Consider the following 26,144-nt stretch of genomic DNA (forward strand, 5'->3'; position numbering starts at 1 on the left):
CCCGGCCGGCTTCGCGGGCCATCGTCCCTGACGGCCGAATGCCAAGAAGCGAAGGGTCGGAGACTGTTTTCTTCGTGCTGTCTGCCGGGACGCCCTTCTTGTCAGCGGGCGGGGCGTTCCTTAGCCGGCGGCCGTCGCTGAGGTTCGCAGCCCGTGGACGAACTCAAGCTTGTCGATAACTGCGGCGGAAAGGACGAAGGGGTAAAGATCATCTTTCCCCATGCTGCGGTTGACCTGGTTCAGGGCAAGGGAGAGCGGCAGCCATTCGGTTTCCACAATTTCCTGGAAAGAGGTCCCCCGGGGAGTGCCTGGGATGAGTCCGAATTCCCGGGCGGTGTCGAGGGTGTCGCAGATGTGGAGGTAATGGGCGAACGACTCCGCAAAGTCCTCGTAGGGGTGCATGGTTGCGTACTTTGAGATGAACCGTTCATTCCAGTCCGCCGGGGCGCCTTCGCTGTAGTGGCGGTCTATCTCTGCCTGGTAGTCCTTGGTGTCGTCGCCAAAGAGATTACGCGCCTCGCGCGTTCGTCCGTCATCGCTGAATACCAGCACCGTCTCAAAATAATGCCCCACTTCATGCCGGAAATGCCCGAGCATCGTCCGGTATGGTTCATCGAGTTGGGTACGCATTCGTTCCCGATAGGCATCGTCGCTTTCGGCCAGATTGATGGTGATCACACCGTCAGCATGACCGATCACCACATTTTCCTTGACACTGGACAACAGGTCGAAAGCAAGTCCCCCGTCGGGGTCTTCTGTGCGCGTGATGATCGGCAGGCCCAGCCCATCGAGCTCAGCAATGAGATGACGCTTGGCCCGCTCAGCCGCAATGAACTGCGATAGGCCTTTGGCGTCGCTGTCGTTCGGGCGAGTCCGCGTGAGCTCACAGCTGAAGCACTGACTGCCGCCCTCCGGGGCAAGCCAAGTGCAACCGGAAAGCAAAAAATTAGCGCACCGGTGCCAAGTGGCTCCCGACTCATCGGTGTACTGTCCCTGACTGCCTGTTGCGACTATGGCGCGGGCGTTCCGCAGGTATGCCAAGTTAGTTCCGCAGTGCAGGCAGACCGAATTTTCAAAGTACACGCTCGAACCGCAGACACCGCAGGATTGTTTTTTCACTTCATGATCTTAGCCGCGGCCACCGGGCTTCACCCGGTGCCCGGCGCCCGGGTCTCAGCCGCTGAAATCACCGGCGTTCCGGCGGAACGTGCCCAGGATCCGGATCAGCTGGTCCACGTCCTGGTCCGCGAAGCCGGACTGGCCAAAGACCTCGGAGTTCAGCACCGCCGTCGCCCGTTTGGCCAGGGTGCGGCCTTCCGGGGTGAGTTCGATCAGGGTGGTGCGGCCGTCCGTGGGGTGCGGCGAGCGGATCACCAGCCCGGCCTCCTGGAGCCGGTCCACGGCATTGGTGACTGAGGTGGGGTGGACCTGCAGCAGCGCGCTCGCCTTGTTCATGGGCAGCGCCCCGCTGCGGGCGAAGCTGAGCAACGCGAGCAGCTCGTACCGGGCAAAGGTGAGCCCGAACGGCTTGAGCACCGTCTCGATCCGGCCGAGCAGGATCTGCTGGGTCCGCATGATGGCGGTGATGGCGGCCATCGAGGCGGCGACGTCGGACCAGCCGTGGCGCTCCCAGTTCAGCCGGGCGTCGGCAATCGGATCTCGCGGCAGCGGTGTTCCCATGTTCAGCCCTGACCCTTGAGCCCGGGGAAATCGGAGTCGGAGTACTCGACGCCGAGGCCTTCCGGGACGGGCCCGCCGCCGTGGCGCACTTCCTCGCTGTGCCGCAGCTCCACGCGCCGGATCTTGCCGGAGATCGTCTTGGGGAGCTCGGCAAACTCCAGCCGGCGGATCCTTTTGAACGGGGCCAGGTGCTCCCGGCAGTACCGCAGGATGTCCTCGGCCAACTCCGGGCCCGGCTGGTGGCCGGCCGCAAGAACCACAAAGGCCTTCGGCACCGACAGCTTGAGCGGGTCGGGAGAGGGGACGACGGCAGCCTCCGCCACTGCCGGGTGCTCAATCAGCACGCTCTCCAGTTCGAACGGGGACAGCCGGTAGTCGGAGGACTTGAAGACGTCGTCGCCGCGGCCCACATACGTGATGATGCCGCGCTCGTCCCGGCTCGCCATGTCCCCCGTGTGGTAGTAGCCGTCACGGAAAGCCTCCGCCGTCTTGTCCGGGTCGCCGTAGTACGCCTTCATGAGCCCCACGGGGCGGGGGTCGAGGCGCAGGCAGAGCTCGCCGTCGTCGGCCTCCTCACCCGTGGCGGGGTCCACAAGCACGACGTCGTAGCCGGGGAGCGGCTTGCCCATGGCGCCGATCTTGATCGGCTGGCCCGGCGTGTTCGCGATCTGCACGGTGGATTCGGTCTGGCCGAAGCCGTCCCGGATGGTTTGGCCCCAGGCGCGGTGGACCTGGTCGATCACCTCGGCGTTGAGCGGTTCGCCGGCGGACACCACCTTGGTGGGCGGGTTCTTGAGCAGTGTGAGATCGGCCTGGATCAGCATCCGCCAGACCGTGGGCGGGGCGCAGAAGCTGGTCACGGATTCGCGGTCCATCTGCTCCATGAGGGCCCTGGCGTCGAAGCGTTCGTAGTTGTAGATGAACACACACGCCTCGGCGATCCAGGGGGTGAATACATTGGACCAGGCGTGCTTGGCCCAGCCCGGCGAGGCCACGTTGAGGTGCACGTCGCCCGGTTCCATGCCGATCCAGAACATCGTGGACAGGTGTCCCACCGGGTAGGACGTGTGCGTGTGTTCGACGAGTTTGGCCTTGGACGTGGTGCCCGAGGTGAAGTACAGCAGGAGCGTCTCGTCGGCCAGGGTGGGGGCGTCGGGGGTGAAATCCGTACCGGCCGCGGCAGCATCCGCGCCGTAGTACTGCAGGGCATTGGCCTGGGCGGCGGCGGGGTCCCCGGCGCTGGCGCCGACTTCAATCAGCGTGTACTGGCCGGCGACGTCGGCGAACTTCGCGATGTTGGCACTGCCGACGGCGGCCCAGGCCGCACCGCCGCGTTCCACCCGGTCCTGGAGATCGGCCGGTCCCATCAGCGTGGTGGTGGGAATCATGACGGTCCCCAGCTTGATGCCGGCCAGCATGAGTTCCCAGAGCTCAACCTGGTTGCCGAGCATGATGATCATCCGGTCCCCGCGCCGCACACCTGCCCCGCGCAGCCAGTTGGCCACCTGGGACGAGCGCCGGGAGAGGTCAGCGAAGCTGCGCCGGGTCGCGGACCCGTCCTGTTCAACGATCACCAGCGCAGGCTTATCCGCCTTGGCCGGGTCCGCGGCGAGCTGGTCGAACCAGTCCAGTGCGAAGTTGAACTCCTCGAAGCGGGGCCACTGGAAATCGTTGCGGGCGCCGTCGTAGTCCCCGCGCAGGGCCAGCAGCCGGTCCCTTGCGGCCCGGAATTCCTCAGTCACGGTCATGGTGCACCTTTCGAAGTCCTCGGGCGCTGCCGTTCCGGGCGGTCGGTGGCACGGCGCCGTTGCCTGGGATCCACCGGCCCGGCACGGCGCCTGCCTAGTGATCCCCATCACTGTGCAATATACTAGGACATCCAAGGGTTTGGAAGGGCGGCGCTGCTCTGCAGGCGTTGCATGACGAAGGGATACGTGCCCGTGCAGCCACAAGGACGTGCCAGCGGACCGTCGGCGCCAGCCGAATCAAATAGAGCGGATGACAGAGCCGAATCAAATACAGCGGAAAACACAGCCGTCGCCGCATCCGAAGCCGCGGCGGAGCCGCCGTTTCCCGACGCCGACCTCATGTACATCGTGGACCTGCTGCCGCCGGACGAACAGCTCCGCTACCAGGAGGTCCGGGAATTCCTGCAGTCCCGGATCCGGGCCGCATCAATCGATTACTGGAACCGCGAGGAGTTTCCCTTCGGGCTGCTCGCCGAACTCGGCAAATACGGTTTGGGCGGGCTGCAGACGGACGGCACGTCCAAGCTCTTCAAGGGGCTCATGTATGTCGAGGTGGCGCGCGCCGACGTGTCCCTCTCGGCGCTCGTCGGGATCCACAACGAGCTGATCGTCGGCATGATCGACGAGCTCGGCTCGGAGGAACAGAAGGCGCGCTGGCTCCCTGGCCTCACCGCGTTCACCCAGCTCGGGGCGTTCGCCCTGACGGAGCCGGACCACGGCTCGGACATCGCCGGCGGCCTGGAAACGACTGCGCGGCTGGACGGCGACGAGTGGGTCCTCAACGGCGCCAAGCGTTGGATCGGCGCGGGCACCATCGCGGACTTCGCCCTCGTGTGGGCCCGGGACGTCGCTGACCAGCACATCAAGGGCTTCATCGTGGAGACGGACCGTCCGGGCTACACCGCAACCAAGATCGCCAACAAGATCGGCCTGCGCATCATGCAGAACGCGGACATCGTCCTCGACGAGGTCCGGATCCCGGCGGCCAACCTGCTGCCCGGCGCCACCAGCTTCTCCAAGGCCAACGAGCTCCTGCGCGATTCGCGGGCCTGGGTGGGCTGGCAGGGTGCCGGCATCCAGCTGGCCGCGTTCGACGTCGCGCGCGCCTATTCGCTGAAGCGCCGCCAGTTCGGCAAGGAACTGGCCCGCTTTCAGCTCATCCAGCAACAGCTCGCCGAGATCCTGGGCAACGCGACCGCCTCCCTGGCCCTGATGGCCCAGCTGGCGCGCATCCAGGAAGAGGGCAAGCTCGAGATGGTCCAGGCCGCCATGGCCAAAGCGACCACCACGCGGCTGGCGCGTGCCTCGGTGGCGATGGGGCGGTCCCTCATGGGCGGCAACGGCATCAGCAGCGACTATGAGATGGGCAAGCTCTTCGGCGACGCCGAGATTCTCTATACCTATGAGGGCAGCTACGAAATCAATTCACTGATCGTGGCGCGGGCCGTGACGGGAAAGTCCGCTTTCGTCTAGGCTCCCCGCGGGATCTAGGCTCCGAGTGTGTCAGCGCCGTCCCGCGCCTGGCCGTCCCGCGCCTGGCCGCTCCGTGCCGGCCCGGCCGGGGCAGGCTGAACCGCCGGGCTGGCGTGGCCGTAGCGGGACGTGCGGTTGCGGCCGCCGTTCTTGGCCTCGTACAGGGCCCGGTCCGCGCAGTCCAGGAGCGAGCCGGCCGCGGCGTCGCTTTGCTCGCAGACTCCGGCGGAGATCGTCAGGAAACCAACCTCCCCGAACGGTTCGGACGCGATGGCCTTGCGGGCGCGTTCGGCGGCGCGCAGGGCCTCGGCACCGTCCGTCTCCGGGAGCAGCCACACGAACTCCTCGCCGCCGAATCGGGCCACGATCTCCTCGGCGCGGGCGACCGCCCGGAGCCTGGCCGCGACCTCCGCCAGGACCACGTCGCCCGTCAGGTGGCCGTGAGTGTCGTTGACCCTCTTGAAGTGGTCGATATCCAGGACGACGGCACTCAGGCTTGTCCCGCGGGTCCGGGACTGCGCAACATGCTCGGCGAGGTGCCGTTCCAAGGCCCGCCGGTTGGGCAAGCCACTGAGGGCATCGGTAGTGGCCTGCTGTTCGAGGTCGGTCCGGGCCTCCGTGTTGCCGATGGCGATCTCGACGAGCTCCGCGAACTGGGCCAGCCGCTCCATCATCGCCTCCGTGACCCCGGTGCGCGACTTCGACGTCAGGCTCACGGCGCCCCACAGGCTGCCGCGGACCCGGATCGGCGCCGCCGCCGCAGACTGGAAGCCGCCTGCGCGCATCTGCTCCGCTGCCTGTCCACCTTCCGCCCGGTAGCGAACCAGGGCCGGCTTGCCGGTCACGGCCACCCGGACAGTGGCCGACTCGTCCGTCGGGGCGAAGATCTGCCGCCGGCTCAGCGTCGGCGGCAGCGTCGGCGCCATGGCGACGATTTCCGCCGAGGATGCGCCCGTGAAACGGACGACGGCGGCGGAATCGACGTTGAACAGGTCGCGGACAATCGCGGCGACCCGCTCAGAGATGGCTGCGGGGGCCGCGTTGCGGGCAACTTCGGTGGCTATCTCGTGCAAAGCCTCCCAAATTTTTTGCTGCTGCAGGCGCTCGGTTATATCAACCGCCACCACCATGCCGGCCGCGGCCTCGTCGTCGGAGTAGACCGGCCCGGCGTTCAGCCGGTAGGTGCGGTGGCCGATCTGCCGGCTCCAGGACACCTCGCGGCCGGCGAGGGCAGCGAGGTAGCGCGGCTCGAGCTCGCTGGCGAGATTGCCCTTGAGCACGTCCTGGATGCGCTGGCCTTCGAGCTCTTCCCTGCGGTAGCCGAAGGTCTCCAGCTCCTGGCCTTCGGCGATCAGGTAGCGCAGCTCGGCGTCGAAGAGGAGGACAAAGACGCCGGGGACGCTCCGCGCCAGGGCGCGGTACCGGTCCATGTCCCGTTGCCGGCGCCGGTCGGCCAGGACACGCTCGGTGATGTCCGTGACCAGGACGAAGAAGCCCTGCACCGCGCCGTCCTGGGTATCGGGGGTGTAGGTCACCTCGGTGAAGCGGGACTGGCCCGCGGCATCCACCAGGGTCCGGTCGAACTGCTGCCGCTTCCCGGCGAGCGCTCCCTCGATGTGCGGCAGGTTGGCCTCCAGGACGGTCTCGCCGAGCACGTCCCGGACATGCATGCCGTGAAGCTGCTGGGGTGCGAAACCAAACCACTCGCAGTAGGCGTCGTTGGCCAGGCGGTTGCGGAGTCCCGTGTCCCAATAGCCCACGAGTGCCGGGATTCCGTTCAGGACGGCCCGCAGCTGCGCCGGGATCTCAGGCAGTGGCGACGGACCGGCATCGTCCCTGTTGAGCGGGCTGCGATTAGTCATTGCCCCAGTATCCATTGCCGGGTTGCCTGGAGGGAAACGTCAGTGTCATCGACCGCCAGCGTGTCAGCGGGACTCAGGGCATGAACCTGTAGCCGATGCCGGCCTCGGTGAGCAGGTGGCGCGGGCTGGCGGTATCCGGCTCCAGCTTGCGCCGCAGCTGCGCCATGTAAACCCGGAGGTAGTTGGTCTCCTTGGCGTAGGCCGGACCCCAGACCCTGGAGAGCAGCTGCTGCTGGGTGATGAGCTTTTCCGGATTGCGGACCAGAACCTCCAGAATCTTCCATTCCGTGGGGGTCAGCCGGACGTCCTCGTGGTCCCTGGTCACCCGGTGCTTGGCAAGGTCCACGGTGAAGGCATCGGTCCTGACCACTGATTCGTGCTCCGGTTCGACGCTGCGGCGCAGCAGGGCGCGCAGCCGTGCCAGGAGCTCGTCCAGGCCGAACGGTTTGGTGATGTAGTCATCCGCGCCGGCGTCGAGCGCCTCAACTTTGTCCTCGGAGCCGTGCCGGGCGGACAGCACCAGAACCGGCACGCTGCTGAAGCCGCGCAGCTCCTTGAGGACGCTGGTCCCGTCAATGTCAGGCAGGCCGAGGTCCAGAATGATGAGTGAGAGCGGGTTCTGAGTGGCCGCCAGCAGTGCTGAGGTCCCGTCGACGGCGGTGGTGACGGCGTAGCCGTTGGCCTGGAGCGTGATCCGGAGGGCCCTGAGCAGATGCGGGTCGTCGTCGACGACGAGGACCGCCGTCATGCTGCGTCCGGTCCGGACGTGACGGGCAGCGCATGACCACGGCGCGCCACCAGCGAGCGGGGCTCGAACGGGGCCTGGGCCCGGTGCCCGTCATACGGGGTCCCCGTCGACAACGGCAGCCGGATAATCATCGTCAGCCCTCCTCCCGGTGTAGCTTCCGCGGTCAGGCTCCCACCCATGGCGTCCGTGAACCCTTTCGCTACCGCAAGCCCGAGCCCGATCCCAGTGGCCTGCGGGGCGTCGTCGAGCCGCTGGAATGGCCGGAACATTTCCAGGACACTCTCCGCAGGGATTCCCCGGCCGTGATCGATGATCCGCAGCTCGCCGGCAGGACGCCCCCCGAGAGTCGCCGGGCTCAGCCCGCCGGCCGCCCCGACCAGGACGATGTCCGAGTCGGGGGCATATTTCACGGCGTTCTCGACGATGTTCGCAATCACCCGCTCCAGCATTCCAGGGTCGGCTTCAATCTCCGGCATGTTTGGAGGCAGGTCCACCCGCACCCTCCCCGCGGGGACGGCGCTCAGGGAACCCGGGATGACCTCATACCAGCGCACGGGTTTGAGCAGGGGATTGACGGCATCCGACGTGATCCGGGACATGTCCAGCAGATTGCCGACCAGCGCGTCCAACCTGTCCGAACACTCCTCTATCGTAGCCAGCAGCTCCTTCTCCTCTTCCTTGGTGAAATGGACGTCGTCGTGCCGAAGTCCGCCGACAGCCAGCTTGATCCCGGCCAGGGGCGTGCGCAGGTCGTGGGAAACGGCCCGGAGGATGGACGTGCGCATCGTGTTGCTCTCGGCCAGGCGCAGCATCTCCCGCCGGCTCGCCACCAGCTGCTGTCGTTCCAGCTGCGCTGCCAGATGAACCCCGAACGCCCCCAGAAGGCGCCGGTCGCTTGCGGGCAGAATCCGTCCGAACAGCACCAGGCGCGTGGAGGCGTCGATTTCTTCGACGTTGTCGCCGGCGGCATCGCTTCCGGTCCCGTCAGCGGACAGGGCAGGAATTTCACCTACGGCGGCCTGGAGACGCCACTGCCGGTCCGGGCTGGCTCCGCTGTCGCCGTCCGCGAGGCCGTAGCCCAGGCTGAAAACAGCAGCACCACGGACCTGGAAAACGCTCAGGGCTTGTTCCAGCAATGCCTGGACCGTGTCCTCCGAGCCGGCGGCACTGCGCGTCAGGTCACCGAGCGTCGTGGCTTCGGCGCGGGCCCGCGCGGCCTCCTTGGAGCGGCGGGCCGATAGGTCGACCACAAGGGCGACGGCGGCCGAGACGCCTACAAACACCAGCAGCGCCAGGAAATTCTGGGGATCGCTGATGGTGAGGTTGCCCAGCGGCGGGGTCGAAAAGTAGTTCACCAGGAGGCTGCTCCACAGTGCGGCCAGGATGGCCGGCCACAACCCGCCGATCAACGCCACCGCCACCGAGCCGGTGAGCTGGACCAGCATGGCCGCAGCCACATTCTGTTCCGGATTCAAGAGCGACAGCAGGAGTTGCAGGACCACCGGGAGCAGCACAGCAAGTCCGAACCCGGCGGCCACCCGGATGCGGCCAAGGTCCCGCTGCCGTGGCGGGCGGGTTCCCCGGCCGCCGAGCGGATGGGAGACCATGTGGACGTCGATGTCGCCGGAATCGCGGACCACCCGGGTGCCGACCCCGCCGCCGAGCAGATTTCCGACCAGGCCGGCGAGCTTTTTGTGCCGCGAGATGCCGACGACGATCTGGGTGGCGTTGACGCTGCGGGCGAAGTCCAGGAGCGCGGCAGCCGGATCCTCGCCGGTCACGATGTGGTAGCTGCCGCCCAGGTCCAGGATCAGGCGGCGCTGGGCTTCCAGCGCCTGGGGCGACTCCTCGGCGAGGCCATCGGCGGACCGGACGTGGACCGCCAGCAGGTCCCCACCGCTGACGCGGTTGAGGATCCTGGCCCCGCGGCGGATCAGGACTTCTCCTTCGGGGCTGCCGGTCAGCCCGACCACGATGCGTTCCCGGGCCGGCCAGCTTTCGTCGATGCCCTGTTCGGCCCGGTACTTGGCCAGGCCCTCGTCCACCCGGTCGGCGAGCCACAGCAAAGCCAGTTCACGCAATGCCGTGAGGTTGCCCAGGCGGAAATAGTTCGAGAGGGCGGCGTCGATCTTGTCGGCAGCGTAGATCTTGCCGTCGCCCAGGCGCTGGCGGAGCAGCTCGGGGGAGATGTCCACGAGGTGGATCTGGTCCGCCTTCCGGACGACGGCGTCCGGCACCGTCTCCGCTTGGTGGACATCGGTGATGGCGCTGACAACGTCGCCCAGGGACGCCAGATGCTGGACGTTGACGGTGGAGAGCACGTTGATGCCGGCATCCAGAAGCGCATCGACGTCCTGCCAGCGCTTGGGATTGCGGCTGCCGGGGATGTTGGAGTGGGCGTATTCGTCCACGATCGCGGTCCCTGGCGCCCGGGCCAGGACAGCGTCGAGGTCCATTTCCTCGAACTCCGTGTCCCGGTAGGGCAGCTTCCGGGGTGGAATGACTTCGAGTCCCGCCAGGAGCGCCCCTGTCTCGCTGCGGCCGTGGTCCATGGCGAACGCGACGACGACGTCCTCGCCGCGCTTGCCGAGCCGGTGGGCCTCCTCGAGCATCTCGTAGGTCTTGCCCACACCCGGCGCGGCGCCCAGGAAGATCCGCAGCGTTCCACGTGCCATGCCGTCATTCTCTCACTTGGATTGTGCCGGCTGCGACGGCAGCGCGGCCGCCGCCACGGCGAGGTTGAGGGCAGTCACGTTGACCGACGGCTGGCCGAGAAACGCGACTAACCCACTGCTGGTGTGCTGCTCCATCAGGGAGGCAACGGCGTCGGTGCTGAGGCCGTTCGCTGCTGCCACCCGCGCAAGCTGCAGTTTGGCGTACTCGGGTGAAATGTCCGGGTCCAGTCCGGAACCGCTGGCCGTCACCGCGTCGGCCGGCACCGCTGCCGCATCCACGCCTTCAGCGGCGGCGACGGCGGCCCGGTTCGCGGCGACGGCCTCGAGCAGTTTCGGATCGTTGGGCCCGAAGTTGGTGGCCGAGGACGACGCCGGGTCCCACTTCACGGCCGAGGGCCGGGGGTGAAACCAGCGCGGGTCCTGGGCGCCGGCGTCGTTAGCGGATGACTGGGCGATCAAGGCAGACGCGGCCGGGTCGCCGGCGGCGTCCTTGATGATGGAGCCGTTCGCCTGATATGGCGCGATGAGCTGTGCGATGCCGAAAACGGCCAGCGGGTAGGCGACGCCGAGGGCCAGTGTGGCAAAGAGCAGGAACCGCAGTGCGGTGCCGGCCTGGCGGAGGTAGCCGGTGAGTGCGTTCATGGGGGTGTTCCTAGCCGATTCCGGGGATGAGGGAAATCATGAGGTCGATGATTTTGATGCCGATGAATGGTGCGATCAGGCCGCCGAGCCCGTAGATCAGCAGGTTCCGCGCCAGCGCCTGGTTGGCGGAGACGGCACGGTATTTGACCCCGCGCAGAGCCAGCGGCACCAGGGCGATGATGATGAGGGCGTTGAAGATCACTGCGGACAGGATGGCTGAGGCCGGGGTGGCCAGGCCCATGATGTTCAGCAGTCCGAGCCCGGGGAAGGCTGCGGTGAAGAGGGCCGGGACGATCGCGAAGTACTTGGCGACGTCGTTGGCGACAGAGAAGGTGGTCAGGGCGCCGCGGGTGATGAGCAGCTGCTTGCCGATGCCGACGATGTTGATGAGTTTGGTGGGGTCGGAGTCGAGGTCGACCATGTTCGCGGCGTCCTTCGCGGCCGGGGTTCCGGAGTTCATGGCGACGCCGACGTCCGCCGCGGCCAGGGCCGGGGCGTCGTTGGTGCCGTCACCGGTCATGGCCACGAGCCGGCCTGCGGCCTGTTCCTTTTTGATGACCGCGAGCTTGTCCTCCGGGGTTGCTTCGGCCAGGAAATCGTCTACTCCGGCTTCGGCGGCGATGGCCTTGGCGGTGATGGGGTTGTCGCCGGTGATCATGACGGTCCGGATGCCCATTTGCCGCAGTTCGGCGAAGCGGGCGTGCATGCCGGGTTTGACGACGTCGGCGAGGTGGATGGTTCCCAGGATGTCCGCCCGGCCGTCCTTGTCCACCTGGGCGACCAGCAGGAGGGTGCCGCCCTGGGCCGAGATTTCCTGTACCCGGTGGTCGACCTCCGCCGGGGTGTGCCCGCCGAAGTCGGCAACGAATGCCGCCACCGTGGTGGCAGCGCCTTTGCGGATCTGCCGGCCGTCAAGGTCCAGGCCGCTCATTCGGGTGCTGGCGCTGAAGGGGACCACGGCAAAATTGCCGGAGGAGCGTTCAAGTGTGGCCAGATCGGACCCGGTCACGCCCTTGTCCGCGGCGAGGTCCAGGATAGAGCGTCCCTCGGGGGTTTCATCGGCCAGACTGCAGACCCGTGCGGCCTCGATGAGTTGGGTCCTGTCCACTTGGTTGGCGGGGAAGAAATTGACGGCGCGGCGGTTGCCGTAGGTAATGGTTCCGGTCTTGTCCAACAACAGTGTGGTGATGTCCCCGGCGGTCTCCACGGCACGGCCGGAGGTCGCCAGCACATTGTGCTGGACCAGGCGGTCCATGCCGGCGATGCCGATCGCCGGGACCAGGGCGCCGATGGTGGTGGGGATCAGGCAGACCAGCAGGGCGACAAGCACGATCGGAGACGGCGTGGCGCCGGCCAGGGCGGCGAACGGTGCCAGAGACATCGTCACGGCCAGGAACACGATGGTCAGGGACACCAGCAGGACGTGCAGCGCGATTTCGTTGGGAGTCTTCTGCCGCACGGCGCCCTCCACCAGCTTGATCATCCGGTCGATGAACGTCTGTCCAGGCTCGGCCGTGATGCGGATGACAATCCGGTCCGAGAGGACCCTCGTGCCGCCGGTGACGGAGGACCGGTCACCGCCGGATTCGCGGATCACCGGGGCTGATTCGCCGGTGATGGTCGATTCGTCGACGCTCGCCAGGCCTTCGATGATTTCGCCGTCCGAGGGGATGACGTCCCCGGCCTCGCAGATCACCACATCATTGAGACGCAGCTCCGTGCCGGGCACGTCCCGGGTGGTGCCGTTGGGCTGGCGGAGCCGGGCCTGGACGCCTTTGCGGCTGGCGCGGAGGCTGTCGGCCTGGGCTTTGCCCCGGCCCTCGGCGATGGATTCGGACAGCGTGCCAAAGAGGACGGTGAGCCACAGCCAGGCGGTGACCGCGATGCCGAACACCGACGGCCGGTACAGGGAGATCGCCGTGCACAGCCCAGCCCCCACCAGCACGGTGAACATGACCGGGGAATGGATCATCTGCCGCGGGGAGAGTTTGCGGACCGCGAGCGGCAGGGCCGCGAGGACGGACGCGAACGTGAGTTTTGCCGGGGCCTTGGTGTGGTGCTTGTGTTCGCCGGGGGTGCCGAGGGGGTTGCCGTCGGCGTAGGTCTGGGCGTCGGTGTCCGTGGCTAATGCCGTGTGAGACCGGGTCATTTGAGGAGTCCTTCTGCGAGGGGTCCGAGGGCAAGGGCCGGGAAGTAGCTCAGGGCGGTCATGATCACTGTCACGCCGAGCAGCAGCGAGCCGAACAGTGGGCCGTGGGTGGGGACGGTGCCGGCGGAGGCGGGAACCTTGCCCTGACGGGCGAGGGAGCCGGCCAGGGCCAGCACCAGGACAATCGGGAGGAGCCGGCCCAGCAGCATGCCCAGGCCCAGCATGACCGACATGAAGGGGCCGGAGGTGGTGATGCCACCAAACGCGGAGCCGTTGTTGTTGGCCCCGGACGTGAAGGCGTAGAGCACTTCGCTGAACTGGTGGGGACCGGTTGCTGGCGCGTTGGCCATGCTGTCCGGCAGCAGGACGGTGATTCCGGACAGGGCCAGCACCAGGGTCGGGGTGACCAGGATGTACATGGCGGCGAGCTTCATTTCCGTCGGGCCGATCTTCTTGCCTAGATACTCCGGGGTGCGCCCGACCATGAGACCTGCGATGAAGACGGAAATGATCGACAGGATCAGCAGGCCGTAGAGCCCGGAACCGGTTCCGCCGGGAGCGACCTCGCCGAGCATCATGTTCACCATGGCTATTCCGCCGGCCAGCGGCGGCAGCGAATCGTGGGCGACGTTGACGGCGCCGGTGGAGGTCAGAGTGGTGGAGGTAGCGAAGATCGCGCTTGGCACGGGGCCGAAGCGCTGTTCAAACCCCTCGCCCAATCCGCTGGCGGCCGCTGTCGCCGTTCCCTGCCCGGCAGCCACGGCCCAACCCATCAGCGAAATCGAAGCCAGCCACAGGGTGCCCATCACGGCGACCACCGTATAGCCCTGCTTCTGGTCGCCCACCATCCGGCCGTAGGCGTAAGGCAACGCCGAGGGGATGAGCAGGATCAGGAACACCTCAAAAAGACTGATGAAGGCGTTGGGGTTTTCGAACGGGTGGGCCGAGTTGGCATTGAAGTAGCCGCCGCCGTTGGTTCCCAGGATCTTGATGGCTTCCTGGGAGGCGACGGGACCGCCGGGAATGGTCTGGCTGACCCCGGACGCCTGGTTGACGACGTCCGTAGGCCAGAAGTTCTGCACCACACCGCCGAGGACCATCACCACAGCCGCGACGAACGCGATCGGCAACAGGACCCGGAACGAGGTCCGGGCCAGGTCCACCCAGAAGTTGCCCAGCCGGTCGGTGCGGGTCCGGGCGATGCCTCGGATCAGGGCGATAACGACGACGATCCCGACGGCGGCAGAAAGGAAGTTCTGCACCGCAAGCAGGGCCATCTGCACAAAGATGCCTACCGTGGTCTCCGGTACATAGGTCTGCCAGTTCGTGTTGGTCACGAACGAAATGGCCGTGTTCATGGCCACCCAAGGATCCACGCCGGGCAGGGATCCGCTGCCCGGCAGGACGCCCTGCAGCCGCTGGAGGCCGAACACGGCCAGAATGGACACGGCCGAGAACGCCAGGACGCTGCGCAGGTAGACGGACCAAGTCTGCTCGGTGTCGGCGTCGACCCCGGCCAGCCGGTAGAAGAGGCGCTCGGGCCGGGATGACGTTTTGCCCTCGAAAACCCGGGCCAGGTAGATGCCCAGGGGCTTGTGCACGGCCGCCAGAACGATGAGGAGGGCCGCCACCTGGGCAGCAAAGGATGCAGCGTTGAACGTCATGATCCCCTCACCACTTTTCCGGGTGGATCAGGACGGCCAGCAGGTAGCCGAAGAGGCACAACCCGGCCAGCAACAGAACGAGCCACATGATCGCGTCGGCGCTCACTTGCCGCTCTCCGGCCGGTCATCGGCACTGCCGACCATTCCGGCCAGGACGTGGCCGATCCACATGACGAACCCCATGGACACCATGAGGATTCCGATAACAGCCAGGTCGGCCATTGCAGGTTCCTTTCATCCGCGCCCCGTTTGCGGGGCTACTGAAAGTCAATCCCTGCCAAGAGCGAAATAACCGGTTCCTGATGGTTTCTTAACGCCCGGACGGCCGATCTTGACGCAGTCTTAACGGGCGCGGAAAGCGCGCCGTCCCGCGGCCATTAGCCGACGTGGACCCAGGGCCGTTTGGTGACGTCCGGTTCGGCTTCGCGGAGCACTTCGCGCGTGACCGGGGCGATTTCACCTTCGCCGAAGGCCAGGAAGCGCAGCAGGTTGGTGACCGGGTTGCCTTCGGTCCAGCGGAAGTAGATGTGCGGCATCAGCCCGGTGACGTCGCGGATGTGCAGCAGTACGGAAGCGATCGTGTTCGGTACAACTGGCCCGTGGACCTCCAGGATCTGGTACCCGTGCCGGGTGACCCCGTGGACCTCGAGCGCGGTCTCGAAGTCCGAGGAGTCGTCCACGACGACTTCGAGGAACAGCGCCTGGTAGTCCACGGGGAGGTGGCTGACCTCGATCGCGGACGTGAGCTTGTCCAGGTAGGCTTCAGGGCTCAGCCGCAACGGCTCGTGGGCGATGATGGCGATCGGACCTTCCAGGTTGGCGGACATGAACTCCAATGCCTTCCGGTCCATGTGGACATGGGTCGCGTGGAGTTCGAAGGAGCGCCGGATGCGGGAAAGCAGGGAGATCACGATGATGCCCCCGATGAAGAACGCGGCGATCCGGATGCCTTCGGGCCGTTCGATGATGTTGGCCACCGTGGTGTAGATGAACACGACGGCAATGACGCCAAACCCGATAGTGCGTTTGCGCTGTTTCCCGCGCCGGGCGGACAGTGCCACCGCCACCGCGGCGGAGGTCATCAGGACCAGGACGCCGGTGGCGTAAGCGCCGCCCTGGGCGTCGACGTCGGCGTCGAACAGCCAGGTGATCAGGAACCCCACCAGCGTGAACACCAGGACCAGCGGGCGCACGGCCCTTGCCCACCCGGGGGCCATGCCGTACCGGGGCAGGTAGCGCGGCACGAGGTTCAGCAGCCCGGCCATGGCGGAGGCGCCGGCGAACCACAGGATGGCGATGGTGCTCAGATCGTAGACGGTGCCGAATCCGTTTCCCAGGTATTCGTGCGCGAGGTAGGCCAGGGCGCGGCCGTTCGCCGGGCCTCCGGGTTCGAAGTCCTGCGCTGGGATCAGGACCACCGTGGTGAAGCTGGTCGTGATCAGGAAGGCACTCATGATGACGGCGGCAGTTGTCAGCAGCCGGCGGGCACCGTCGATTCGGCCTGCCGGTTTCTCTTCCGTGTCACCGGGGCGTCCCTGGATCTGCGGCATCACGGCCACGCCGGTCTCGAAGCCGGACAGGCCCAGGGCCAGCTTGGGGAAGACGAGCAGCGCGATGCCCACCACCATCAGCGGGCTCCCGTGCTGGGTGGTCAGGGCCAGCCACCAGTCGTCCACGGCAACTGGGTGGGTCAATGTTTCGAATATTGTCGTGACTACCACGACGACGTTCAGGCCCAGGTAAATGCCCACCAGGACGACGGCGACGCCGATGGCCTCCTTGAAACCGCGCAGGAACACGGCGGCGAGCAGAGCCAGCAGGAACAGCGTGACCGCGACGTTCTGGCCCTGCATCCAGGCGGGGGCGAACGGGTTCTCGAGCGCGTGCGCGGTCGCGTCCGCGGCAGAAAGCGTCATGGTGATCATGAAGTCGGTAGCCGCGAACCCCAGCAACACCAGGACGAGCAGTTTCCCGCCCCAACGCGGCATCAGCCGCTCCAGCATGGCGATGGATCCCTCGCCGCGGTGGCTTTCGCCGGCCACCCGGCGGTATACCGGCAGTGCGCCGAACAAGGTCACGGCAACCAGGACCAGCGTGGCCAGCGGCGAAATCACGCCCGCGGCCAGGGCCGCAATGGCCGGCTGGTAGCCCAGCGTGGAGAAGTAATCGACGCCGGTCAGGCACATGACCTGCCACCACGAGTGCTTCTTCAGGTGGCTGTCGCTCACGGCCCCGGGCCCCTGATGGATACCCTTGGCGTCCTGCAGGCCGAACAGCAGCCATTTCCTGAAGTTGTCCCCGGCTCCCGGCCGTGCCGCTGAGGGATCCGAAGGCGGCCTGCTCATCGTGGTCATCTATGCCTCTCCGCGCGATGCCCACCATCGTGTTTACTGCCGACGATAACACCGGAGCCGGGAGCGGCTCCCGCCCCGGGGCCGATCTTGACGGATCTTTAACACCGGCCCGCCGGCGGCGGCACCGGTCTCAGCGGGCTGCGGCGGGGGCGGGGATTTCGATGTAGAGGATGAAACCGGCGGCAGCCGGCAGATACCAGTGCCTGCGGTGCCGTGCGGGCCGGTAGAGGTGTCCGAACGGGTCTGTCACGTGGGCATGCGCCAGCACGTCTTGGCGCCGGAGCTGGACGTCGATGTCCTCGATGCCGGACGGGTGCGAGGCAAGGCCGTCGATGTCGAGAGACCAGGCGCCCCCGGCCGGGGCTGTCCCGCGTTCCAGGGCGAGGGTTTCGAACAGGTCCGAGACCACTTCGTCCCTGGTGGCGGGGTAGAAGCGGCGGAGCCGATGCCCCTCGGGATGCGCGCCTTGTGCGTCCAGCCATGCGTGGCGGAGCCAATGGAATTCCACTTGGCCGCGGGAGGGCCCGAGGACCAGATGACGGTTCGGATCCAGGGCGAGGCGGTAGGCGCTGCCGGTGCGGTCGATGATGCACGCGGCTTCCCCGACGTACTCAAACGCCGCCAGCAGGTCCTGTTCCGACCGGTGATAGGAAAAGTCCCCGCTGTCATCGACGGCGACGAAATCCGGGGCAGTGCCGCCACGGGCCGGAAGGTCGGGCGTGTCGTGTGCCGGCCGGGACGTGGTGTTCATGCTGTTTGGCTCCTGCTGGGGATCGGATTGCGGCCACCGTGGCTGCAGCGTCCTCTTGCTTCATAACATCACCGGCGACGCCCCTCGGGACGGTCCTTAATGCTTTCCATATGCCGGCAGGCCATAAATTTGCGTTCTCTTAATGTGGCGGCTCGCCGTGGGCGTTAAGGAACCATCAGGATTGTTGGCCGGACGGTCGTGACGGCTGCGTGCGCTGGTACTCTCGCGGACGGAAGCGGCGCGATGCGTCGCCTGGAAAGGACTACATGACTACCCTCAGCCGGCCACCGGCAGACCCTTCGGCGCCGCGGCCCGACGCCGGGGAGCACTTCAAGAACTGGCTGCTGTTCGGCCTCCAGGACGCCAAGGGAATCCACCAGGGGCCCGGGGCCGTGAGCGACAGCCACCTGAAGAAACACACATGGTGGCAGGTCATGTGCCTGACCGGCGTCGATTACTTCTCCACGCTGGGCTACCAGCCCGCCATCGCCGCGCTCGCGGCCGGCGTGATTTCGCCGCTGGCCACCCTGGTCCTGGTCGCCGTGACCTTGCTGGGCGCACTGCCGGTGTACCGCCGGGTGGCCGGCGAAAGTCCGCGCGGCGAAGGGTCCATCGCCATGCTGGAGCGGCTGCTGCCGCGGTGGGGCGGGAAACTGCTCGTCCTGGTGCTGCTGGGTTTCGCCGCCACCGACTTCATGATCACCATGACGCTCTCCGCTGCGGACGCAACAGCGCACGCGATCGAGAACCCGTTCGCCCCCGACTGGATCCAAGGCCAGAACGTCGCGGTCACGCTGGTCTTCCTGGCCCTGCTCGCTGCCGTGTTCCTGCGCGGCTTCAAGGAGGCGATCGGCGTCGCCGTCGTCCTGGTGGGCATTTACCTCGGGCTGAACGTCGTCGTGGTCATCACAACGATCATCGAAGTCCTGCAGCACCCGGTGGCGGTCGACAACTGGTGGCTGGCCCTGACCACCCAGCACGGGAGCCCGCTGATGGTGGTGGGGATCGCGCTGCTGGTCTTCCCGAAGCTGGCCCTGGGCCTGTCCGGCTTCGAGACCGGCGTCGCCGTGATGCCGCAGATCCGCGGTCACGCCACGGACACCGAGGAGAACCCTGAGGGCCGGATCAAGGGTGCCCGCCGACTGCTGACGACGGCGGCCCTCATCATGAGTGCGTTCCTTGTCACCACGAGCTTCACCACGGTGGTGCTCATCCCGGCGCCGGAGTTCCAGCCGGGCGGCCCGGCGAACGGCCGCGCGCTGGCTTACCTGGCGCACGAATACCTGGGAAACGGATTCGGCACCGTCTATGACCTGAGCACCATTGCCATCCTGTGGTTTGCCGGCGCTTCCGCCATGGCCGGGCTGCTGAACCTCGTACCGCGCTACCTGCCCCGGTACGGCATGGCTCCGGAGTGGGCCCGCGCGGTCAGGCCACTGGTCCTGGTGTTCACGCTGGTCGGGTTCCTGATCACCTGGCTGTTCGACGCCGACGTCGACGCCCAGGGCGGCGCCTACGCCACCGGCGTCCTGGTCCTGATGACGTCGGCGGCGATTGCCGTGACGCTGTCCGCGCGCAGCCACCAGCAGCGCAAGCGCACCATCGGGTTCGGCATCATTGCCGTCGTGTTCATCTACACCACGGTGGTCAACATCTTCGAGCGGCCCGAAGGCATCCGGATCGCCGCGTTCTTTATCATCGGGATCATCGTGATCTCCCTGCTCTCGCGCATCCGGCGCTCCTTCGAGCTCCATGCCACGCATGTGCGGATGGACACCCCGGCCCTGGAATTCCTGGCCGCCAATGAATCCGGCCCCATCGCGATCATCGCCCACGAGCCGCTGCGTCTCACTGCCCAGGCGTACCTGGACAAGCTCACGTCCGCGATCGAGGTCAGCCACCTCCCGCTGGACTCCCAGGCACTGTTCCTCGAAGTGGTGGTGGACGACTCCTCCGACTTTGAGACCGCGCTCGAGGTCCGCGGGGTCAGCCGGCACGGGTACCAGATCCTGGAGGTCCACGGGCCAGTTGTTCCGAACACGATCGCCTCCGTGCTGCTGCACATCCGCGACGTCACCGGGCTGATGCCGCACATCTACTTCCGCTGGACGGAGGGAAACCCGTTCACCAACCTCCTGCGGTTCCTGGCTTTCGGCGAAGGCGAGATCGCCCCGGTGACGCGCGAAGTGCTGCGGGAGGCCGAGCCGGACGTCACCCGGCGTCCATGGGTCCACGTCGGCTGAGACCGCGCCCGGCGGCAGGCGCAAGGCCACAAGTGCCTCGAACACAAGCGCCTCGAACACAAACGCCCCTCCGGAGGAATCCTCCGGAGGGGCGTTGTGGTCTTCGGGGAAAGTGTCCCGGCCAGGCGGCCGGGGCTTTTTCCGGAGTACTTAGAGCGGGCGGATGTTCTCAGCCTGCGGGCCCTTCGGGCCCTGCGTGACGTCGAATTCAACCTTCTGGTTCTCGTCCAGCGAACGGTAGCCGCTGGTAGCGATTGCCGAGTAGTGGGCGAAAACGTCGGCCGACCCGTCATCCGGGGCAATGAAGCCAAAACCCTTTTCGGCGTTGAACCATTTAACTGTGCCTGTAGCCATGCCTTTATCCTTCTGAAATGCTGCTGATCTCCGGCGGCCATAAGGCCAACGGCTGCGGAGACATTCGTCCGCTGTCCCCAACGTACGGTGCGACGGGCCGCGGTGCAAGGGTCTGACGGGGGTCTTCGTCCCGGCCGCCCGCTTTCGTCAGGCCGAGACGGTGGCGTCGAAGAGCGCAATCAGGTCCCGGCTGATCTGGTACGGCGAGGTCTCGGACGGGCTGTGGCCCGCGCGGTAGACCGAAATCCGCGCACCGATCGACTGCGCGAAGCTCCGGTGCAACGCCAGCGGCCAGAGGTCGTGTTCGCCGACTGCGACAAGCTTTGGCAGCGTCGCGGCCGCCAGCACCCGCCGCAGATCCGGGGTGTGCTTCATAAGGCCGATGATGTCGACCACCGAGGCGCGGCGCGTGAACGCGAACCGGCTCCTGACGAACCGCAGCCGCTGCGGCGCCACCCGGGCAATATTGCTGCGGATGCCCCAAATCATTAATGCGGTGCCGACCCTGGAGGTGACCCAACAGCTGACCCAGCCAGCCAGGCGCACGTAGCGGAGGCTCTGCCCCGGCTCCGGCGGGCAGCTGATGAGGGTCAGACTGCGGAACTTTTCTGGCCGCTGGACGAACGCCAGCTGGGCAACCACCGCCGCGAAGGAATACCCCACGACGTGCACCGCGCCTTGATCGGTGTCCAGCATGGCCAGGAGATCGTCGCGGAACAGCTCGTAGTCGTAGCAATTCCGGGGCGGAACGAGGTTTTCGGGCCCGGCCTGGGCGGATTCGTACTGCCCGGCGATGTCGCAGCTGAGGACGAAGTATCCGGCCGCGGCGAGCTCGGGCAGCATGAGGATGAAGTCTTCCTTGGAGCCGGTCGCGCCCGGGACTAGCAGGACGCGCGGCTTCCCGGGATCTCCGGCAGCGATCGTCGCCAAGGTCCCGCTCGGTGCCTCGAACTCACCGCGCATCACGCCTGCCGGAAGGACGGCCCAGTCGAAGTCGGGCAACGCGGCGTCCCGGCAGGCGGCATCGTCCACCAGCCCCGAACCAAAGCCCTCGGGAACCGGGCCGCCCTGTGCGTTACTGCCGGCAGACGCCATCTAACTAACATAGCCCCCTGCTGGCGGCGTGGCGGAGGTCCCGCTGCAATTCGAAGGCCCGGCGCCGGCCGGTCCGGAGGTTCACGCTCAGCCAGCCAGGCTGCCGGCGGCCGTCGTAGGGGAGAGCGGGGAATCCACCTGCCGCACCGTTCCGGCCGATCCGTCCACGGTCACGGTCTCACCGGTCCGCAAACGGGTGGTCGCGTCCGGCACGCCCACCACCGCCGGGATGCCGTATTCGCGGGCCACCACGGCGCCGTGCGAGATCACCCCGCCCATTTCCATCACCAAGGCGCCGGCCGTCATGAACAGCGGCGTCCAGCCGGGGTCGGTGGAGGGTGCCACAAGGATTTCCCCGGGCTCAAGGTGCGCGCCCACCGGATCCAGGATGACCCGGACCGTTCCGGTGGCGGTGCCGGCCGACGCCGGTGTCCCGGCGAGGGCGCCGGAAGCGGGGGACTTGGCCATCACGGCCGCCTCGACGTCCGTGCCGTCGGAGAGCAGGAGCCGGGGAATCCGGCGCCGGCGCAGTTCGACGTCGTAGATCCGGTGGCGGCCCGCGACGATGCCCTTGAGGTCGGCACCCCGCAAACCCACACGGACCTCGTCGAATTCCAGGAAATACACGTCGTCCGCGGCGGCGATCGCACCGGACCGGGCCAGCTCGATGCCGATCGCGTTGAGCTGGCGGTGCATTTCCGCGAGGGCGAGGATGATGTAGAACTTGGGCAGTTCGCGCAGTCCGGACAGCTGGCGGGTCCGGCGCAGGCAGAATTCCACCAGCCGGGCACGGATCCGGCTCCGGACCCTGGTCCGTTCCACCAGGCTGCGGATCCTGGCCTCGGCATGTTCCTCGGCGCGGGCGAACTGCCGGTCGGGCGCCTGCTCGGGGTCGGCCACATGAAGGTAGTTCGAGATCATCCCGAGGATATGGTCCGGCTTCTCCGACCACCGCGGCATGCCAAGGTCGATCTCCGCCACGGCGCGGTGGCCGTAACGGTCCAGGAACCCGTGCAGGCCGGTCTGCGCCACCGCGGGCAGCGCGCCGGCCGCGTAGCTGGCGGCCAGTTCCGCCGGCCGGTGCGCCAGAAACACGTCGCGGGATGCGTCATTCGCGCCGATGGTGACGGCCAGTTGCCAGAGCTCGAGGTCCATCTCGGTGGTGATATTGTTGGGCAGACCCCGCAACACGGCCTCGAGTTCCCGCGGTGCCGCGATGCCGCGCAGCAGCCTGCGCGCCCCGGCCAGCATGAGGTACCCAACGGACGGTCCGGGCAGCGTCGCCAAGATCAGCCCGTCCACGGTGTTCTCCAGGATGCGCTGGGCGTGATCGAGCCGGCCAAAAGTGGTGGCCGGCTCCGGCAGGACAAGCTCGGATTGAAGGCGATTTCCGTAATCGAAGGCGCGGCGCAGTTCGGCGGACGGCCGCACCGCGGCCCGCGCCAGGGACGGAAGCAGCCGGACCGTCAGGCCCAGGCCGGCCATGGTTCCGGGATCGCGCCCTGCGCTATTGCCCGCTGCGCCGCTGCCAGTCCCCGCCTGTCGGGGGGCCAGCCTGCCCGCTGCACCGTGCCGTGCCCGCCGGGACGGCCGTTTGCGCACGCCGAACCGCGGGTCATCCAGGAGTGCCGGAAAAACCGCGCCGGACCTGCCGTCCGCCAGCGGCAGCATCCGCAGCAGGTAGCGGCGGCCGTACCTGTTGCGCACCATGGGCGTCACGTCGACATACATCCGCAATCCCGGGTTGACGTACCGCCACGGCCCGTTGCGGTTCCGCATTGAGCCCAGCACGGAGAGCCCCATGGGGGTCAGGGGCCTGGTCAGGCCCTGGAGCAAGGTGCCGCACAGGTAGACGCGGGGGTCGGCGTCGGCCCCTGCCTCCGCGCCGAGCGGTTCGGCGGCCGCAGGCTCCGGCAGCGGATACAACGTGGTGATGGGCCGCGACTGGGTCACCCAGATCCTGCCCGCTGCGTCGATCACCCATTCCACATCCTGGGGTGTACCGAACAGCCGCTGGACGGTATCGCCGAGGGCCGTGAGTTCGCTGATCCGGGCGTCGTCCAGGCTCGGCCGCCGCCGGACTGCCGTCCCCTTCGGTGAACGGAGGAGGATGCGTCCCGTGGCCGTATCCACGACGACATGGTCCGGGTTCACGCTGCCGGAGACCACCGCCTGGCCGGGCCCCGCGCTCGCATCGATGACCGTTTCAGTCCGGGTGCCCGTCACGGGATTGGCGGTGAAGAGCACGCCGGCGCTGGTGGCGGTGATGAGGTCCTGGACGACGACGGCGAGCCCCACCTCACGGTGGCTGATCCCGTTGGCGGCGCGGTAGGCCACGGCCCGTTCGGTCCAGAGTGAGGCCCAGCAGCGCCGGACCGACTCGACCACGGCGTCGGCTCCGGAGATGTTCAGGAAGGAATCCTGCTGGCCGGCGAAGCTGGCGAAGGGCAGGTCCTCGGCGGTGGCGGAGGACCTGACCGCCACTGTGGCCCGGCTGCCGAGCGCGGCATACGCGCCGCGAAGGGCGGCATCGACGTCGGCGGGAATCGGCGCGGTCACGATCATTTCCCGCGCCTGCCGGGCCAGTTCGCCCAGGTCCGGTCCGGGCCGGGCCAACCCGGGGCGGCCTGGCTGGCCGGGGCGGGAGCCGCCGTCGCCTGGTTCGCCGTTGTCTGTTTCGTCGTCGTTCGAAGGGCCGGGCCGCGCGGAGTCCAGCCGGGCCGCCAGCGCGTCCAGTTCGGCCGGGGCCGCCTTTCGGTAGGCAACCGTGGTGAGGCAGAATCCGCGGGGTACGCGGAATCCGGCGGCCGTGAGCTTGCCGAGGTTCAGGGCCTTTCCGCCCACGAGCGGCAGGGGAGCGGAACCCAGTGCGCTGAGATCCATGACGAGACTTTCCGGCGCCCTGCCATCTGCAGAACCCATTTCCCTGCTCCCACGTCCTGTCCGCGTCTTCAATCCACGTGGTCACGCCACGTATTCAAGCCGCGGGCGGCCTCCGGGTCCTGAGTCCGGCGGCGCGGCGGCACCTCCGCCAAGCGAGCCTGCCGGCCTACTGGCCGGCGTCGGCCTCGCCGGTGTCTTCCCACATAAGATCCAGGTTGCGGAAGACCGGAGGGCCGTCGCACAGGGCGGCCATCTGCGCGGCGAATTCGGAGGTCTCGGGCCGGTTCGAGTTCTCCATGGCCGACTCGTAGGAGTCGAATTCCACGATCGTGAGGTACGTTCCGGGGCGGTCGCGGTCTGCGGTGGCCATGATGCGGCGGAAGGTCGGGGCAGTGGTTCCCTCCGTCCTGGAGGGCCGGCCGAGTTGCTCGATCTCCTCAATGCGGGAGGTCTGAAATTCGATGATCTGCACGAACCTGGCCATGACGGCTCCCTTGACGGCGGCGGATGCTGATGCGCTTCACGCTAGACCCTCGTCCTTGCCCGTGCAAGGGCAGGAGCTAGCAGTACAGCTAGGCCGGCGCGGGCGGCCGCGCGGGTGCAAGCGCGGCCGCCGTCGAGATCCCGGCTAGGGGGTCAGGAGGACCTTGATGGCGCGCCGTTCGTCCATCGCGCGGTAGGCCTCGGGTGCCTCCTCAAGCGGCATGACCGAGTCGAACACGCGGCCCGGATTGATGGTGCCGTTCAGCACGTCCGCCAGCAGTTCCGGGATGTACGTCCTGGCCGGGGCCATGCCGCCGCCGATCGAGATGTTGGTGTCGAACAGGAAGCGCAGCGGGGCTTCGGCGCCGCCGGTGGGGACGCCGACAAAGCCGAGGGCGCCGCCAGGGCGGACGCTGTGCAGGGCCTGTTCCATGGATTCCTTGGTCCCCACGCACTCCAGCACGGAGTCGGCGAGCACACCGCCAAGCAATTCGCGGACCTTGGCGACGCCCTCGTCCCCGCGTTCGGCGACGATGTCCGTGGCCCCGAATTCGCGGGCGATCGCCTGGCGGTCGGCGTGCCGTGACATGGCGATGATCCGCTCCGCGCCGAGGCGCTTGGCGGCCAGGACGCCGCAGAGCCCGACGGCGCCGTCGCCGACCACCACGACCGTCCGGCCGGGACCGGCCTTGGCCGCGAGGGCTGCGTGGTGGCCGGTGGCCATGACGTCGGAGAGCGTGAGCAGGCTGGCGCGGAGGGCGTCGTCCGGGTCGGTGACGCCCGGGACCTTGACCAGCGTGGACTCGGCGAGCGGTACGCGCACGGCCTGGCCCTGGCCGCCGTCGATCCCGTAGCCGGTGTCATCCTTGCCGCCCCAGCCGGCGAGGTGGTCGCAGGCGACCGTGACGCCGTCGAGGCACTGCGGGCACGCGCCGCAGCTGACCACGAACGGGGCGATCACGTAGTCGCCCACGGCGAGGTCTTTGATGTCGTCGCCGATGCTTTCGACCGTCCCGATGAACTCGTGCCCGATCGCGGACGGCTTGTGGGTGGGCTTGACCCCGCGGTACGGCCAGAGGTCCGAGCCGCAGACGCAGGAGGCGGTGACCTTCACGATGACGTCGGTGGGCAGCTGGAGGGTGGGGTAGTCGCGGTCTTCGACTCGGATGTCGCCGGGACCGTGGATGATGGTGGCGCGCATGGGTGCTCCTCGCATTGTGGTGGATGGGCTGGGAACGAGTTTAGTCCCGTGGCATGCCGGCCACGTAGGCGAGGACAAGCAACGCGGGGTCAGATACGGCCCATCAAGCCGCCCGGCATGGGCTGTATCTGACCCCGCG

The 26,144-nt window shown here is 67.5% G+C and carries 19 protein-coding genes; 2 read left to right on the plus strand and 17 right to left on the minus strand.

Going from position 1 to position 26,144, the window contains the following annotated elements:
* Positions 1-120: 120 nt before the first annotated feature.
* The 3 genes from AC1DGD_RS05945 to AC1DGD_RS05955 are packed head-to-tail and all read right to left on the minus strand — an operon-like array spanning position 121 to position 3,428.
* On the minus strand, positions 121-1,119 hold the full coding sequence (locus AC1DGD_RS05945; RefSeq protein WP_476856198.1) for a zinc-binding metallopeptidase family protein: 999 nt from the start codon (positions 1,117-1,119) through the stop codon (positions 121-123).
* Positions 1,120-1,173: 54 nt separating this feature from the next.
* Positions 1,174-1,680 carry a MarR family winged helix-turn-helix transcriptional regulator gene (locus AC1DGD_RS05950; protein WP_476856199.1) on the minus strand — a complete coding sequence of 169 codons (507 nt, stop codon included), beginning with the start codon at positions 1,678-1,680 and terminating at the stop codon, positions 1,174-1,176.
* 2 nt (positions 1,681-1,682) lie between these two features.
* The gene (locus AC1DGD_RS05955) at positions 1,683-3,428 is read right to left on the minus strand and encodes an AMP-binding protein (RefSeq protein WP_476856200.1); all 1,746 of its coding nucleotides are present in this window, start codon (positions 3,426-3,428) and stop codon (positions 1,683-1,685) included.
* Positions 3,429-3,767: 339 nt separating this feature from the next.
* On the opposite strand from AC1DGD_RS05955, the gene AC1DGD_RS05960 reads away from it, so the two are divergent.
* Entirely contained in the window at positions 3,768-4,901 is a 1,134-nt protein-coding gene (locus tag AC1DGD_RS05960; protein ID WP_243181414.1) for an acyl-CoA dehydrogenase family protein, read from the plus strand.
* A gap of 14 nt (positions 4,902-4,915) precedes the next feature.
* Here AC1DGD_RS05960 and AC1DGD_RS05965 read toward each other — a convergent pair whose 3' ends face one another.
* The 9 genes from AC1DGD_RS05965 to AC1DGD_RS06005 form a co-directional block, all read right to left on the minus strand.
* Positions 4,916-6,763: a sensor domain-containing diguanylate cyclase gene (locus AC1DGD_RS05965; RefSeq protein ID WP_476856201.1), complete on the minus strand. Its 1,848-nt coding sequence runs from the start codon at positions 6,761-6,763 to the stop codon at positions 4,916-4,918.
* Positions 6,764-6,836: 73 nt separating this feature from the next.
* The gene (locus AC1DGD_RS05970) at positions 6,837-7,511 is read right to left on the minus strand and encodes a response regulator (RefSeq protein ID WP_230008106.1); all 675 of its coding nucleotides are present in this window, start codon (positions 7,509-7,511) and stop codon (positions 6,837-6,839) included.
* Positions 7,508-10,186: a DUF4118 domain-containing protein gene (locus tag AC1DGD_RS05975; RefSeq protein WP_476856202.1), complete on the minus strand. Its 2,679-nt coding sequence runs from the start codon at positions 10,184-10,186 to the stop codon at positions 7,508-7,510. The genes AC1DGD_RS05970 and AC1DGD_RS05975 overlap by 4 nt, the downstream gene beginning before the upstream one ends.
* Before the next feature lie 12 nt (positions 10,187-10,198).
* Complete coding sequence (gene kdpC, locus AC1DGD_RS05980; protein WP_476851794.1) at positions 10,199-10,828, minus strand: K(+)-transporting ATPase subunit C; 630 nt, start codon at positions 10,826-10,828, stop codon at positions 10,199-10,201.
* Between the two features lie 10 nt (positions 10,829-10,838).
* The gene (kdpB, locus tag AC1DGD_RS05985) at positions 10,839-12,977 is read right to left on the minus strand and encodes a potassium-transporting ATPase subunit KdpB (protein ID WP_476856203.1); all 2,139 of its coding nucleotides are present in this window, start codon (positions 12,975-12,977) and stop codon (positions 10,839-10,841) included.
* Positions 12,974-14,641: a potassium-transporting ATPase subunit KdpA gene (kdpA, locus tag AC1DGD_RS05990; RefSeq protein WP_476856204.1), complete on the minus strand. Its 1,668-nt coding sequence runs from the start codon at positions 14,639-14,641 to the stop codon at positions 12,974-12,976. The genes kdpB and kdpA overlap by 4 nt, the downstream gene beginning before the upstream one ends.
* A 7-nt stretch (positions 14,642-14,648) precedes the next feature.
* The gene (locus AC1DGD_RS05995; protein ID WP_344361134.1) at positions 14,649-14,747 is read right to left on the minus strand and encodes a potassium-transporting ATPase subunit F; all 99 of its coding nucleotides are present in this window, start codon (positions 14,745-14,747) and stop codon (positions 14,649-14,651) included.
* A 271-nt stretch (positions 14,748-15,018) separates the two neighbouring features.
* A complete protein-coding gene (locus AC1DGD_RS06000) occupies positions 15,019-16,995 on the minus strand; it encodes an APC family permease (protein ID WP_476856205.1) in 1,977 nt (658 codons plus the stop codon).
* 130 nt (positions 16,996-17,125) lie between these two features.
* On the minus strand, positions 17,126-17,746 hold the full coding sequence (locus AC1DGD_RS06005; RefSeq protein WP_476856206.1) for a hypothetical protein: 621 nt from the start codon (positions 17,744-17,746) through the stop codon (positions 17,126-17,128).
* 266 nt (positions 17,747-18,012) lie between these two features.
* Here AC1DGD_RS06005 and AC1DGD_RS06010 point away from each other — a divergent pair, with 266 nt between their 5' ends.
* Positions 18,013-19,989 carry an APC family permease gene (locus AC1DGD_RS06010; RefSeq protein WP_476856207.1) on the plus strand — a complete coding sequence of 659 codons (1,977 nt, stop codon included), beginning with the start codon at positions 18,013-18,015 and terminating at the stop codon, positions 19,987-19,989.
* Positions 19,990-20,139: 150 nt separating this feature from the next.
* On the opposite strand, the gene AC1DGD_RS06015 is transcribed toward AC1DGD_RS06010, so the two are convergent.
* The 5 genes from AC1DGD_RS06015 to AC1DGD_RS06035 form a co-directional block, all read right to left on the minus strand.
* A complete protein-coding gene (locus tag AC1DGD_RS06015; RefSeq protein WP_009357211.1) occupies positions 20,140-20,343 on the minus strand; it encodes a cold-shock protein in 204 nt (67 codons plus the stop codon).
* A gap of 147 nt (positions 20,344-20,490) precedes the next feature.
* Positions 20,491-21,438, minus strand: coding sequence for an alpha/beta fold hydrolase (locus AC1DGD_RS06020; protein WP_476856208.1), 948 nt, complete (start codon positions 21,436-21,438; stop codon positions 20,491-20,493).
* 87 nt (positions 21,439-21,525) lie between these two features.
* Positions 21,526-24,321 carry a PEP/pyruvate-binding domain-containing protein gene (locus AC1DGD_RS06025; protein ID WP_476856209.1) on the minus strand — a complete coding sequence of 932 codons (2,796 nt, stop codon included), beginning with the start codon at positions 24,319-24,321 and terminating at the stop codon, positions 21,526-21,528.
* Between the two features lie 166 nt (positions 24,322-24,487).
* The gene (locus AC1DGD_RS06030; protein ID WP_079552423.1) at positions 24,488-24,805 is read right to left on the minus strand and encodes a hypothetical protein; all 318 of its coding nucleotides are present in this window, start codon (positions 24,803-24,805) and stop codon (positions 24,488-24,490) included.
* 144 nt (positions 24,806-24,949) lie between these two features.
* Positions 24,950-26,005 (minus strand): zinc-dependent alcohol dehydrogenase family protein, encoded by a 1,056-nt coding sequence (locus AC1DGD_RS06035; protein WP_476856210.1) that lies wholly within the window; start codon positions 26,003-26,005, stop codon positions 24,950-24,952.
* Between the last annotated feature and the right edge of the window lie 139 nt (positions 26,006-26,144).

This window comes from Arthrobacter sp. 05T45 (assembly GCF_056395875.1).